Genomic DNA, 13,594 nt, shown 5'->3' with positions numbered 1-13,594 from the left:
GCCGATCATGGCCGTCGGGGGGCGCTCAGATCTCCACCAGACGGTCGGGCACTTCGTTGGGATTGACAGGTCGCGGCGGGAAATGTTCGGCCAGTACGCCGCCGCACAGCGACACCGCCCTGACGAAGCCGTCGGCCGGCGCCTTGCGCTTCATGCCGGACACCAGCGCCGCCGCGGCGTCGGCCCAGACGTCTTCCGACACCTTCTCGTGAATGCCCTTGTCGGCGATGACCTCGACCCGGTGATCGGCGTCCGCCGCGAAGATCAGCACGCCCGTCCGGGCTTCCGTCACGTGCAGGCCGTGCGCCAGAAACTGGTTCAGGGCGGCGCGCCGCACCCGGTCGCGCCGGATCGCGGGCGGCGTCAGCGCGCGCCGCACCGCCGGGATCAGACCCAGCAGCAGAACCGTCAGAAAGGTCGCCAGCTGAAGCACGGCGTGCACGGCGATCGCCGTGCCGGCTTCCGATCCGGCCGCCGCCGCGTGGCCCACGCTCCAGCCGTGCGCCAGGCTGGGCAGATCGGTGGGGTCAAGCCCCAGCGGGATCGCCAACAGGGGCAGGATCAGCGCCGCCGCCGCCGCCCAGCCCAGCAGGACGTCCCAGTAACCGGAGACCTGTCGCGCGAAGACGCAGAAGATCTCGCCGCTGGTCGCCCTTTCGGCTTCGGCGATGGCCGCGGCCACCCGGGCGTGATCGTCGGGGGTCATCTTCATCACCAGCCTCCCGAGGCGCCGCCGCCGCCGAAGCTGCCGCCTCCGCCGCCGAATCCGCCCCCGCCGAATCCGCCGCCGCCCCAGCCCCCGCCGCGGCCGCCGCGCGCGGCGCCGCTCAGCGCCTCGGCCGCCGCCCAGATCAGGATCGGGGTCATGCCGTCGCCCCCGTCGTCGTCCTTGCCGCCCCGGCCCTTGCGGCGTCGTCCGGCCCGCGAGACCGCGCTGACGAAGCTGACGAAGGTCATGAAGACGAAGAAGGCGATGAACAGGATGATCGCGACCGGCACCTCGGGGTCCGGCGACTCGGCCGCCGCCGCGCGCGCCTGCGCCTCCTCCGGGTCCAGCCGCAGCTGGGTCTCGATGGCCTCCACCCCGTTGGTGATCCCCCGCTCGAAACCGCCGTCCCGGAAGGCGGGCAGGATCTGTTCGTGGATGATCAGCGCCGACAGGGCGTCGGTCAGGATCGGCTCAAGGCCGTAACCGACCTCGATCCGCACCTTGCGCTCATTGGGCGCGACGATCAGCAGGACGCCGTTGTTCTCGGCCGACTGGCCGATGCCCCAGGCCCGGCCCAGCTGATAGCCGTAGTCGGCTATGTCGCGGTCCTGCAGGCCGTCGACAGTGACCACCACCAGCTGGTCCGAGGTGTCTCGCTCCAGCGCTTCCAGTCGCGTCGTCAACTCGGCTTCCTTGGCCGGCGACAGCAGGTTCGCCTGATCGACCACCCGACCCGTCAGCGCCGGGAAGGCCAGGTCCTGCGCCAGACCGGGTGCGGCCGCGCACAGCCAGACCAGGGCGACGGCCAGCGCCGCCCCCGCGGCTCTCAGCGAGGCGATCACTGCGCCGGCGTCGCCGCCGGCGGCGCCGAGCCCGGAGCGGCCCCGGGCGCGACGTTGAAGCTGACCGTCGGGGCGCTCTGCGCCGCCTCATTGCCCTGGAACGGCTGCATCGGGCCCGAGCCCGAATGGATGGTGTTGGCCCACAGCACCGTCGGGAAGGTCCGCAGCGCCGTGTTGTGGACGCGGACGGCCTCGTTGTAGTCGCGCCGCGCGATGTTGATGCGGTTCTCCGTCCCCTCCAGCTGGCTCTGCAGCGCGAGGAAGTTCTGGTTCGACTGGATCTGCGGATACTGTTCCACGACCAGCATCAGCCGGCTCAGCGCCTGCGTCAGCTCGCCCTGCGCCGCCTGATAGCGCTGCATCGCCGCCGGATCGCTCAGCATCTCCGGCGTCAGCTGGATCGACGTCGCCCGCGAGCGCGCCTCGATCACCTGCGTCAGGGTCGTCCGCTCCGAGACGGCCGCGCCCTGCACCGTCGCGACCAGGTTCGGGATCAGGTCCGCCCGGCGCTGATAGGCGGCCTGCACGTCCGCCCACTTGGTCTTCGCATTCTCCTCGTTCTGCGGAATGGCGTTCACGCCGCAGCCGGACACGGCCGGCGCCATCACGACCACGGCCGCGACGGCGGCCAGACGGGGGTTGATGTGCATCATCGTGACGGCCCTTCGCGAACGCGGCCCCATCGCCGCTTCGGCCGATATATCAGCCGTTCGGCACGCCGCATCAAGCGTCCAGCGGCTCGGCCTCCACGCCCGCCGTGGCGCAGGCGGCGGCATAGGTGTTGGCCAGCAGCACGGCGATGGTCATCGGACCGACGCCGCCGGGCACCGGCGTGATCGCCCCGGCCACGGCCGCCGCCTCGTCGAACGCCACGTCGCCGACCACCCGCGTCCTGCCCTCCGCCGCCCGGGCGGGATCCGTCGCCGGCACGCGGTTGATGCCGACGTCGACGACCGTCGCGCCCGGCTTGATCCAGTCGCCGCGGATCATCTCCGGTCGCCCCACCGCCGCGACCAGAACATCCGCGCGACGGCAGACCTCCGGCAGATCGCGCGTCCGCGAGTGCGCCACCGTCACCGTGCAGCTGTCGCCCAGCAGCAGTTGCGCCATCGGCTTGCCGACGATGTTGGACCGGCCGACCACCACCGCCTCCAGCCCCGACAGGTCGCCCAGCTCCGCCTTAAGCAGCATCAGACAGCCCAGAGGCGTGCAGGGGACCAGCCCCCGTCCGCCCGTCGCCAGCCGACCGGCGTTGACGACGTGAAAGCCGTCCACGTCCTTGTCCGGATCGATCGCGGCCAGCACGGCGTCGCCGGAGATCTGCGGCGGCAGGGGCAGCTGCACCAGGATGCCGTGGACGGCCGGATCCCGGTTCAGCCGCTCGACCACCGCCAGCAGCTCCTTCTCGGACGTCTCCGTGGGCAGCCGCACGGTCTCGGAGTGGAATCCAGCGGCCTCTGCCCTTTCGCCCTTCGACTTCACATAGATGCGGCTGGCCGGATCGTCGCCGACGATCACGGCCGCCAGTCCCGGTCTCACGCCCGTCGCCGCGTGCAGCCGCTCCGCGGCCTGCGCCACGCGTTGCACCAGCCCGGCGGCGAACCCCTTGCCGTCGATGATGCGCGCACGGGCGGAATCGGACATGGCCGGACCTGCGGAAGTCGTTTCGGGGACGGCCGCGATTTACAGGGCGGGGGGGCTGGCGTCTATGATCGGCGCCGTTCCTCCGGAGATGCGCCGCATGACCCGTCCCGATCCGCTCCTGGGCGCGGCCCTGTCGGCCCTGCTGCTGGCCGCGACGCCCGCCGCCGCGCAGCAGGCCCTTGTGTTCGGCCGCACGGTTTCCGGCGAGCTCACGGCCGACGACGCCCGGGTCGAGGACGGCGGTTACCGCTATGACGAGTGGACCTTCTCCACCCGCGAGGGGCAGCGGGTGGAGCTGACGCTGACCGCCGCCGACTTCGACGCCTATCTCGAAGTGTGGGCGGCGAATTCCGGCACGGACGACGGTCCCCAGTGGTCCGACGACGATTCGCTGTCGGGCACCGACGCCCGCCTGCGCTTCAGCGCGCCCGCCGGCGACTGGATCGTGCGCGCCCGCGGCTTCGAAAGCGAGGCGCTCGGCGCCTATGCCCTCACCCTCGCCGAGCGGCCCCCCGCGCCCCGCGCCCCGCGCCCGACCGGCGTGCGCGTCGGCCGCGCGGTTCAGGGCGATCTATCCGACCGCGATCCCGAAACCGGCGACGGGGTCCGCTACGACGCCTACGCCCTGCGTATGCGGCAGGGCGAACGGGTCCTCGCCACCCTGACGTCCGACGCCTTCGATCCGATGCTTCAGGTGGGCCGCGGCGTGGGCGAAGAGTTCGTCGAACTGGGCGTCAACGACGACGACGGGCAGGGTCTCAACTCCCGTCTGGTCTTCGAGGCGCCGTCGTCGGGCGAGTTCGTGATTCGCGTGACCCCCGTCGGCGCCGACGACGGCGCCTACGTGCTGACGCTGGCGGAAGCCCCCCCGGCCGCGCCGGCCGCCGCCCTCGGCTGGGGGGCGTCGGTCCAGGGTGATCTGTCCCCGACCGACGGCGTCAACGCCGACGGCGCCGTGGTCGACGTCTACCGCTTCACCGGCACGGCGGGTCAGCGGGCCCAGATCGACGTGACCTCGTCGGCCTTCGACGCCTACGTCGAGTTGCGGGCGGAGTCGGACCCGTCGCAGGTGCTCGCCGAGGACGACGACGGCGGCCCGGAGGGCACGGACTCACGCCTGCTCCACACCCTCCCGGCCGACGGCGAATACCGCGTCGAGGTCCGGGCCTTCGCCCCCGGCGGCGTCGGCGCCTACACGGTCTCGCTGACCGAGGCCGCGCCCGAGCGCCCGGCGACGCCGCTCGCCTTTGGTGCGGCGGTCGAGGGTCAGATCGAAGACGCCGATCCGCGCGATTCCGAAAATCGCGGCTACGACTCCTATGTCTTCAGCGGCGTCGAAGGGCAGCGCGTGCAGGCCATCCTGCGCTCCGGCGACTTCGACGCCTTTCTCCGGGTCGGCTCGGCAGAGGGCGAGTTCTCCGACCTGGCCTCCGACGACGACGGTCTGGGGGAGGGCACGGATTCCCGCCTCAACTTCACGGTTCCGGCCGACGGCGACTACGTGCTTCGCGTCTCGCCGCTCGGCCCCGACGCCGACGGCCTCTACGCCGTCGAACTGATCGACCGCGGACCCAAGCCCCAGCCGGGCAGTCTGATCGTCGGCGCCTCCGTCAGGGGCGTCCTGTCGGAAAACGACGACGCCGCGGCGGACGGCAGCTGGTTCGACTCCTACCGCGTGCACGCCAAGGCGGGCGAGCCGCTGCGCATCGAACTGGCTTCCAACGCCTTCGACGCCTTCGTCATGATCGGCCGTGAGAAGGACGACGGCGGCTTCGAGGTGCTGGGCAGCGACGACGACTCCCTGTCCGACACCCATGCCCGGCTGGATTGGGAAGCGCCGGAAGACGGGGACTACGTCATCCGCGCCGGCAGCTTCGGCGCCCAGGAGGCCGGCCGTTACGTGCTGACGGTCAAGCCCCAGCCCAAGCCGTGATCGCGCGTCAGGCGGCGTCAGATGACGGCGTCGCCGCGACGATGTAGCGTTCCCTCCATGGCCGCTTCCGGCCGGGGGAATTCCAGCACATGCGTCGCCTCACTCTCTTCGCCGCCGTCGGTCTGACGGCCCTCGCCGCTGCCGGCGCAGCCTCGGCCCAGTCGATCTCGGTCGGCCAGACCGTGCGCGGCACGATCGCCACCTCGGATCCCAAGGTGGAAGTGGACGGCAGCCACTACGACTGCTGGGTCTTCACCGCCCCCGCCGGGACCTACACGGTCGACTACCGCTCGGACGACTTCGACGCCTTCCTCGCCGTGGGCAAGGGCCGCGATTGCTCGGGCAGCACGACGGTCGCCAATGACGACTGGGGCGACGGCCTGGACTCGCACGCGGAGTTCGCCACCGACGGCGGCGCCTGGTTCATCAAGGCCAACACCCTGGAGGGCGGCGAAACCGGCGCCTATACGCTCTCCCTCGTCTCCGGCGGCGATCCGCGGGTCATGGAAAACGACGGCTTCGGCCCCGACGATTCCGAGGCGTCGGACGGAGAGATCGATCTGGCCTGGCTCGAAGCGCTGGACGGGCGTGAGGGCGGCGAGGAACACCTGATGAATGTGCTGTGCGCGGCCGTCGACACGCTCGACCTCATCGTCACCATGGAGTCGATGACGGAAGAGCAGCTGGAGGCGCGCGTCGCCGAAGGCAGCCAGTTTACCGATCGCGCCTATGCGACCGGCGGCTCGCTGGGATTCAGCCGCGATGACGTGGAGACCCAGGTCGCCGAACTGGGCGTGACCCTCCTCATGGACCCTGAGAGCTCCGGCGACTTCTCCGAGGCCCGTCAGGAATGCATGGGCATGCTCTGAGCCGGACGGCTCAGCCCAGCAGGTCTCCGACGAACGGCCGCCACCGTCCCTCCCGGACGGTGGTGGTCGCCCGCGCGATGTCCGGCGCGAAATAGTGGTCCTCGGCGTATTCCGCCGCCGCCTCGCGCACGATCGCCCACGCCCCTTCCAGCGCGGCCGAGCTTTTCAGCGGGCGCTGGAAGTCGATGCCTTGCGCCGCGGCCAGCAGTTCGATCCCGACCACGGTCGCGGTGTTTTCCGCCATCTCGAGCAGCCGTCGCGCGCCGTGCGTCGCCATCGACACGTGATCTTCCTGGTTGGCGCTGGTGGGGACGGTGTCGACGCTCGCCGGATGGCTCAGCATGCGGTTCTCGGCCACCAGGGCGGCGGCCGTCACCTGGGCGATCATGAAGCCCGAGTTCAGCCCGCTCTCCCGCACCAGAAACGCCGGCAGTCCGCTCATCTTCGGATCGACGAGGATCGACGTCCGCCGCTCCGAGATGTTGCCGATCTCGCACAGGACCAGCGCGATCTGATCCGCCGCGAAGGCCACGGGTTCGGCGTGGAAGTTGCCGCCTGAGATCACGTCGCCCTCGGCGAAGAAGACCAGCGGATTGTCCGTCACCGCATTGGCCTCGCGCACCAGCGTGGCCGCCGCGGCCCGCAGCACGTCCAGCCCCGCCCCCATGACCTGCGGCTGACACCGCAGGGAGTAGGGGTCCTGCACCTTCTCGCAGTCGTCGCGGTGGCTCTCCCGGATGTCCGACCCGGCCAGAAGGTCGCGCAGCACGCGGGCCACCTCGATCTGCCCCGGCTGGCCCCGCAGCGCGTGGATGCGCGGATCGAACGGCGCGTCCGAGCCCTTCAGCGCGTCCACCGACAGGGCGCCCGCCACCAGACCGGCGGCGAACGCGTCCTCCGCGGCCAACAGTCCCGCCAGCGCCAGCGCCGTCGAGCACTGTGTGCCGTTCAGCAGCGCCAGACCCTCCTTGGGCCCCAGCACCACCGGCTCGCGTCCGACGCTCGCCAGCGCCTCGACCGCCGGGACCACGCGTCCGCCGACCACCGCCTCGCCCACGCCGATAAGCACGCAACTCATGTGCGCCAGCGGCGCCAGATCGCCCGACGCGCCCACCGAACCCTTGGACGGGATCACGGGCAGGACCTCGCCGTTCACAAGATCGATCAGGGCCTGCAGCGTGTCGCGACGCACGCCCGATGCGCCCTTCGACAGGCTGGCGATCTTCAGCGTCATCAACAGTCGCGTGACGCCCGGCGACAGCGGGGCGCCGACCCCGCAGGCATGGCTTAGAACCAGATTTTTCTGCAGCGTCTCAAGATCTTCGGCGGCGATGCTCGTGTTGGCCAGCAGGCCGAAGCCGGTGTTGATCCCGTACACCGTCCGGCCCTTCGCCAGAATGTCGGCCACCGTCGCGGCGCCGGCCTCGACGTCGGCCCAGGCGGCGTCGCTCAACGAGATCGTCACGGGTCCTTCCAGGGCGGCGCGCAGCTGGGCCAGCGTCAGCGGCGCGACGCCGATCGTGATGGCGGTCATGTTCAGCCCCCCACCGACGGCAGATTCAGCCCGTGTTCCCGCGCGGCTTCCTTCGCGACCTCATACCCCGCGTCGGCATGCCTCATCACCCCCGTCGCCGGGTCGTTCCACAGCACGCGCTCCAGCCGCCTCGCCGCCTCGGGCGTGCCGTCGGCGACGATCACCACGCCGGAGTGCTGGGAGTAGCCCATGCCGACGCCGCCGCCATGATGCAGGGACACCCAACTGGCGCCCGACGCCGTGTTCAGCAGGGCGTTCAGCAGCGGCCAGTCCGACACCGCGTCCGACCCGTCCATCATGGCCTCGGTCTCTCGGTTGGGGCTCGCCACCGAGCCCGAGTCCAGATGATCGCGCCCGATCACGATCGGCCCCGACAGCTCCCCCGACGCCACCATGTCGTTGAACATCAGCCCGGCCCGGTGCCGGTCGCCCAGCCCGATCCAGCAGATGCGAGCCGGCAGGCCCTGGAACGCGATCCGCTCGCCGGCCATGTCCAGCCAGCGGTGCAGGCCGGCGTCGTGGGGGAACAGCCCCTTCATCGCCGCGTCCGTCTTGCGGATGTCTTCCGGATCGCCCGTCAGGCTGGCCCAGCGGAACGGCCCGATCCCGCGGCAGAACAGCGGCCGGATGTACGCCGGCACGAAGCCGGGAAAAGCGAAGGCGTCGCTCACGCCCGCATCGAAGGCGACCTGCCGGATGTTGTTGCCGTAGTCGGTCGTCGGCACGCCCGCCGCGTGGAAGTCCAGCATGGCCTGCACGTGCACGGCCATCGACCTGCGCGCCGCCGCCTCGACCGTGGCGGGGTCGCTCTCGCGCTTCTCTTCCCACTCGGCGACCGTCCACCCGGCCGGCAGATAGCCGTTGACCGGATCGTGGGCGCTGGTCTGGTCGGTGACCAGGTCGGGCCTCACTCCACGCCGGACAAGTTCAGGCAGGACGTCCGCCGCGTTGCCCAACAAGCCGATCGACGTCGGCTTTTTGTCTTGCAGCGACCGCTCCAGCATCTCCAGCGCCTCGTCGACGCTCTCGGCCATGACGTCCAGATACCGGGTGCGGAGGCGGAACTCGATGCGGCTGCGCTGGCACTCCACGGCGATGCACGACGCGCCGGCCATGGTCGCCGCCAGCGGCTGCGCCCCGCCCATGCCGCCCAGCCCGGCCGTCAGGATCCACTTGCCCGACCAGTCGCCGCCGTGGTGCTGGCGCCCGGCCTCCATGAATGTCTCGTAGGTGCCCTGAACGATGCCCTGGGTGCCGATGTAGATCCACGACCCTGCCGTCATCTGGCCGTACATGGCCAGCCCCTTGCGATCCAGTTCGTTGAAATGCTCCCAGGTCGCCCACTTCGGAACCAGGTTCGAATTGGCGATCAGCACGCGCGGCGCGTCGGCGTGGGTGCGGAAAACGCCCACCGGCTTGCCCGACTGCACCAGCAGCGTCTCGTCCTCGCCCAGCCCGCGCAGGCTCTCCACGATCCGGTCGAAAGCCGCCCAGTCGCGCGCCGCCTTGCCGATTCCGCCATAGACGACCAGGTCCTGCGGCCGCTCGGCCACATCGGGGTCGAGGTTGTTCATCAGCATGCGCAGGGCGGCCTCGGCGGCCCAGGTCCTGGCCGTCTTCTGCGGCCCGCGCGGCGCGCGCACGACGCGCGCGTTGGACATGTGTTGTTCGCTCATGGCCGCGTCTCTACGCTGCCCGACCATGACCTTGGAAGCCTCCGAAGCTCTGGGCTGGCGATCCGTCGCCGACCTGACCGGCGATCACCCCGACGCGCGCGTCGCGATCGTCGGCGCGCCGCTGAACGAGCGGTCGCTGACGCCCGGCCGCTGCGATCTGGCCCCAAAGGCCTTCCGCGCCGTCCTGCCGCGGTTCTCGACCTACGATGTGGAGACCGGGCTGGAGCTGACGACCGCCGTCCACGACGCCGGGGACGTGCCGCTGAAGGCCGTCTCGCCCGCCGCCGCCTTCGTGCCCGTCCGCGACGCCGTGGCCGCGCAGACGGGCCGCGACCTGACCGTGCTGATCGGCGGCAACAACGCGATCACCCGGCCGGGCGTCCACGCCCTGGGCCTCGGCCGCGTCGGCCTGCTGACGCTGGACGCCCATTTCGACCTCCGCGACGCCGACCGTGGCCTGACCAACGGCAATCCCGTCCAGGCTCTGCTGGACGACGGGCTGGACGGCCGCCGCATCAGCCAGATCGGCCTCGCCCCCTTCGCCAACACCCGCCGCGCCCATGAGAAGGCGAAGGCCGCCGGCACCTCGGTCCGCACCGCCGCCGACTGCCGCGCCCACGGCATGGCCGCCATGGTGACGCAGGAACTCGACCGCCTCTCCGCCCTCTGCGACGCGATCTACGTCGATTTCGACATCGACGTCATCGACCGCGGCCAGTGGCCCGCCAGCCCCGGCGCCCGCCCCGGCGGCGTCCCGGTCCATGACTTCTTCGCGGCGACCCGCGTCGTGGGTGCCCATCCAAAAGTCCGCGCCGTCGACCTGACCGAATACGACCCGTCCCTCGAAGTCGGCGACCTCGGCTCGCTGACGGCGGGGCGCTGGTTCTGCGAGTTGCTGGCCGGGTTCCAGTCGCGTGGCTGACGGCTTCGACCTCCTCCTCACCGACTGCCGCCTCGCCACCATGGCTGAAGGCGAGACCCCCTATGGCGCGATCCAGGATGGCGCGATGCTGGTCCGTGACGGCCGCATCGCCTGGGTCGGCCCCCGCGCCGATCTGCCGGCCCACGACGCGGTCGAGACCCGGCGCCTCGACGGCCGCTGGGTCACGCCCGGACTGATCGACTGCCACACCCATCTGGTCTTCGGCGGCAACCGCTCGCACGAGTTCGAGCGTCGCCTGACCGGCGTGCCCTATGAGCAGATCGCGCGCGAGGGCGGCGGCATCGTCTCGACCATGACGGCCACGCGCGCGACCGGTGAGGACGCGCTCGTCGCCTCCGCCCTCGACCGCCTGCGCGGCCTGACCGACACCGGCGTGACCACGGTCGAGATCAAGTCCGGCTACGGCCTGGACGCCGCCAACGAGCTGAAGATGCTCCGCGCCGCCCGCCGCGTCGGCGGCGAAGGCGGCGTGCGCGTCTCGACCACTTTCCTCGGCCTGCACGCCCTGCCGCCCGAGCATCGCGCCGACCGCGCCGCCTATCTGGACCTGATGATCGACGACGTCCTGCCCGCCGCCCACGCCGAAGGGCTGGTGGACATGGTCGACGCCTATTGCGAACCCATCGCCTTCACCCGCGAGGAGGTCGCGCGCCTGTTCGACAGGGCGCGTGCGCTCGGCCTGCCGGTCAAGCTGCACGCCGACCAGCTGTCCAACGGCGGGGGAGGGGCCCTGGCCGCCGCCCATCGCGCCTTGTCCGCCGATCACGTCGAACACGTCGATGAGGCCGGCGTCGCCGCCATGGCCGCGGCCGGCGCCGTCGCGGTCCTTCTGCCCGGGGCTTGGCTGATGCTGCGCGAGACCGTCCTGCCTCCCGTCGATCTTTTCCGTCGTCACGGCGTGCGAATGGCCGTCGCCACCGACTGCAACCCCGGCACCTCGCCGGTCGCCAGCATGACCGCCGCGCTCAATCTCGCCTGCGTCCAGTTCCGACTGACGCCCGAGGAAGCCCTGGTCGGCGCGACCCGCCATGCGGCCGCCGCCCTCGGCCTGTCGTCCGCCGCCGGCACGCTGGCGGCCGGCAAGGCCGCCGATCTCGCCGTCTGGAACGTCGAGCGCCCGGCCGAGCTCTGCTACTGGATGGGCCTGCCCCTGCTTCACCAGCGCTGGCTGAACGGCATCCTCAGGTAGCGCAAAACAACCAAAGATTGCACAGCGAGCGAATCGTGGCATCCTCCGCCGCGGAGGATCGCCATGCCGCGTCGACCCACACGAACCGAACTCGCCATGGTCGTCGCCCTTGCCCTGTGCACGATCGCCCAGATCGGCCTCACCGTGCTGGACCTGCTGTCCGCCTGACCGCCCCGTGCTAGACGGCGCGTCCTGGGGGGGAGAGCGTCATGGCCGTCACCGAAATGGACGTCGTCATTCTGGGCGGGGGCCACAACGGCCTCGTCTGCGCCTTCTATCTGGCCCGCGCGGGTCTGAAAGTGACGGTGCTGGAGCGGCGCCACGTCGTCGGCGGGGCGGCGGTGACGGAGGAGTTTCACCCCGGCTTCCGCAACTCGACCGCCAGCTACACCGTCAGCCTGCTGAACCCCAAGGTGATCGCCGACATGGATCTGGCGCGCCACGGCCTCCGGGTCGTGCTGCGCAAGGTCGCCAACTTCCTGCCCCTGCCGGACGGCGACCGTCTGCTGGCGGGCGAGGGGATCACCGGGCCGGAGGTCGCCCGCTTTTCCCGGCAGGACGCCGACCGGCTGCCCGAGTACGAGCGCAGGCTGGAAGTCGTCGCCGACGTCCTGCGCGACTGGATCCTGCGTCCGCCGCCCAACATGACCTCCGGCGGCTGGCTGCACGCCCTGCCGGATCTGCTCTCGGCGGGCGCGTTGGGGCGCCAGGCCGCCGCGCTGGACGTGCAGGGCCGTCGCGACCTGCTGGACCTGTTCACCAGGTCCGCCGGCGATTGGCTGGACGGCTGGTTCGAGAGCGATCCCGTCAAGGCGCTGTTCGGCTTCGACGGCGTGGTCGGCAACTATGCCGGGCCCTACACGCCCGGCAGCGCCTACGTCCTGCTGCACCACGTCTTCGGCGAGGTGAACGGCAAGAGAGGCGCCTGGGGCCATGCGATCGGCGGCATGGGCGCCATCACCCGGGCCATGGCCGCCGCCTGCGCCGAACGCGGCGTCGACGTCCGGCTGGACGCGCCAGTGACCCAGGTGCTGACCGAGCGGGGCAGGGCGGTCGGCGCGGTGACGGAGGCCGGCGACGTCGTCCGCGCCCGCGCCGTCGTCTCCAACCTGCACCCCCGCCTGCTGTTCGACCGGCTCGTCGATCCCGCCGCCGTGCCCCACGACTTCCGCGAGCGCATGACCCGCTACGCCTCGGGATCCGGCACCTTCCGCATGAACCTCGCGCTCAGCGAACTGCCGCGCTTCACCGCCATGCCCGAACCCGGGGACCACCTGACCGCCGGCATCATCATGGCGCCCTCGCTGGACTACATGGAGCGCGCTCACGCCTCGGCCCGGCTGGACGGCTGGTCGCGCCGGCCGATCATCGAAATGCTGATTCCCTCGACCCTGGACGACACGCTCGCGCCGCCGGGCCGCCACGTCGCCAGCCTGTTCTGCCAGCACGTCTCGCCCGACCTGTCCGACGACGACCGCGAGACCGTCGCCGACCTCATGACAGAGACGGTCGACGGCTGGGCGCCCGGGTTCAAGGCCTCGGTGCTCGGCCGCCTCGCCCTGGGGCCGCGCGACCTTGAGCGGCGCTTCGGCCTCGTTGGCGGCGACATCTTCCACGGCCGCCTGACGCTGGACCAGCTTTTCAGCGCCCGTCCGGTCCTCGGCCACGCCGATCATCGCATGCCCGTCCCCGGCCTCTATCTCTGCGGCGCGGGCGCCCACCCCGGCGGCGGCGTCACAGGTGCTCCAGGGCACAACGCGGCCAGGGCGGTGCTGAAGGACTTGCGCTGACGGTGCTGGCGCGCTGCGCCGCAGCGGCGACGCGAAGATCGACCGCGTCCGATTGTGATGACCGGCGCCGATTTCATGAGGCCGATCAGAGGCCATTCGATTTTCTGGGCTCCGACGTCGACGTCGCTCCGGACCTGACCCATCCTGCCTTCGTCCCGTCGCACCGGAGGGCTCGTGAGGCCTGCGACCTTGCGGCGGCGGGAGCGTGTGGAGCGGGGCTCGCCGCCTTCGGGCGGCGGGGCCGATCGGGGTCACCAAGAGATGATCCCGGGCAAGGGTCAGGGGGGATACCTGGACCGATCCGGCAGACGTCGCAGGACGTCGCCGCCCGCCGGAGGCGACCGCGGTAAGGCGTGAACAGCGCCACCCGACGCGGGCTTCCGGAAAACCATGCGCGCGGAGCGTCACGCGAAGCCGAAACGGTATTTTCTTTCTGCATCCGGGCTTCGCGCCCGGCGCTCCGCC

11 protein-coding genes are annotated in these 13,594 nt (G+C 71.3%); 5 read left to right on the top strand and 6 right to left on the bottom strand.

The features are described from left to right. Window positions 1–25: 25 nt before the first annotated feature. From VGR32_RS00055 to VGR32_RS00040, 4 genes are all read right to left on the bottom strand, one after another. Window positions 26–712, bottom strand: coding sequence for a TPM domain-containing protein (locus tag VGR32_RS00055; RefSeq protein WP_327446785.1), 687 nt, complete (start codon window positions 710–712; stop codon window positions 26–28). After that, window positions 712–1,551, bottom strand: coding sequence for a TPM domain-containing protein (locus VGR32_RS00050; RefSeq protein ID WP_327446783.1), 840 nt, complete (start codon window positions 1,549–1,551; stop codon window positions 712–714). The genes VGR32_RS00055 and VGR32_RS00050 overlap by 1 nt, the downstream gene beginning before the upstream one ends. Next, window positions 1,548–2,204 (bottom strand): LemA family protein, encoded by a 657-nt coding sequence (locus tag VGR32_RS00045; protein WP_327446781.1) that lies wholly within the window; start codon window positions 2,202–2,204, stop codon window positions 1,548–1,550. Before VGR32_RS00045 ends, VGR32_RS00050 begins: the two co-directional genes overlap by 4 nt. Window positions 2,205–2,274: 70 nt before the next feature. Next, the gene (locus tag VGR32_RS00040) at window positions 2,275–3,195 is read right to left on the bottom strand and encodes a bifunctional methylenetetrahydrofolate dehydrogenase/methenyltetrahydrofolate cyclohydrolase (protein ID WP_327446779.1); all 921 of its coding nucleotides are present in this window, start codon (window positions 3,193–3,195) and stop codon (window positions 2,275–2,277) included. Between the two features lie 97 nt (window positions 3,196–3,292). On the opposite strand from VGR32_RS00040, the gene VGR32_RS00035 reads away from it, so the two are divergent. Continuing rightward, window positions 3,293–5,128 carry a PPC domain-containing protein gene (locus VGR32_RS00035; protein ID WP_327446777.1) on the top strand — a complete coding sequence of 612 codons (1,836 nt, stop codon included), beginning with the start codon at window positions 3,293–3,295 and terminating at the stop codon, window positions 5,126–5,128. 89 nt (window positions 5,129–5,217) lie between these two features. Next, window positions 5,218–5,997, top strand: coding sequence for a hypothetical protein (locus tag VGR32_RS00030; RefSeq protein WP_327446775.1), 780 nt, complete (start codon window positions 5,218–5,220; stop codon window positions 5,995–5,997). 10 nt (window positions 5,998–6,007) lie between these two features. On the opposite strand, the gene hutH is transcribed toward VGR32_RS00030, so the two are convergent. After that, the gene (gene hutH / locus VGR32_RS00025) at window positions 6,008–7,531 is read right to left on the bottom strand and encodes a histidine ammonia-lyase (protein WP_327446773.1); all 1,524 of its coding nucleotides are present in this window, start codon (window positions 7,529–7,531) and stop codon (window positions 6,008–6,010) included. 2 nt (window positions 7,532–7,533) lie between these two features. After that, on the bottom strand, window positions 7,534–9,192 hold the full coding sequence (gene hutU / locus VGR32_RS00020; protein ID WP_327446938.1) for a urocanate hydratase: 1,659 nt from the start codon (window positions 9,190–9,192) through the stop codon (window positions 7,534–7,536). A 40-nt stretch (window positions 9,193–9,232) separates the two neighbouring features. Between hutU and VGR32_RS00015 the strand changes: the two genes are divergently transcribed. The 3 genes from VGR32_RS00015 (at window position 9,233) to VGR32_RS00005 (ending at window position 13,129) form a co-directional block, all read left to right on the top strand. Continuing rightward, window positions 9,233–10,129, top strand: a complete 897-nt coding sequence (locus tag VGR32_RS00015; protein ID WP_327446771.1) for an agmatinase family protein — start codon at window positions 9,233–9,235, stop codon at window positions 10,127–10,129. Window positions 10,130–10,169: 40 nt separating this feature from the next. Then, window positions 10,170–11,339 (top strand): imidazolonepropionase, encoded by a 1,170-nt coding sequence (hutI, locus tag VGR32_RS00010; protein ID WP_327446936.1) that lies wholly within the window; start codon window positions 10,170–10,172, stop codon window positions 11,337–11,339. Window positions 11,340–11,548: 209 nt separating this feature from the next. Further along, window positions 11,549–13,129 (top strand): NAD(P)/FAD-dependent oxidoreductase, encoded by a 1,581-nt coding sequence (locus tag VGR32_RS00005; RefSeq protein WP_327446769.1) that lies wholly within the window; start codon window positions 11,549–11,551, stop codon window positions 13,127–13,129. Window positions 13,130–13,594 lie beyond the last annotated feature (465 nt).

It is taken from the genome of Brevundimonas sp. (assembly GCF_035935935.1).
In the GTDB taxonomy this organism is placed as follows: Bacteria; Pseudomonadota; Alphaproteobacteria; order Caulobacterales; family Caulobacteraceae; genus Brevundimonas.
Note: the sequence above shows the minus strand (reverse complement) of the source record. Positions and strands in the feature narration are given on the sequence as shown.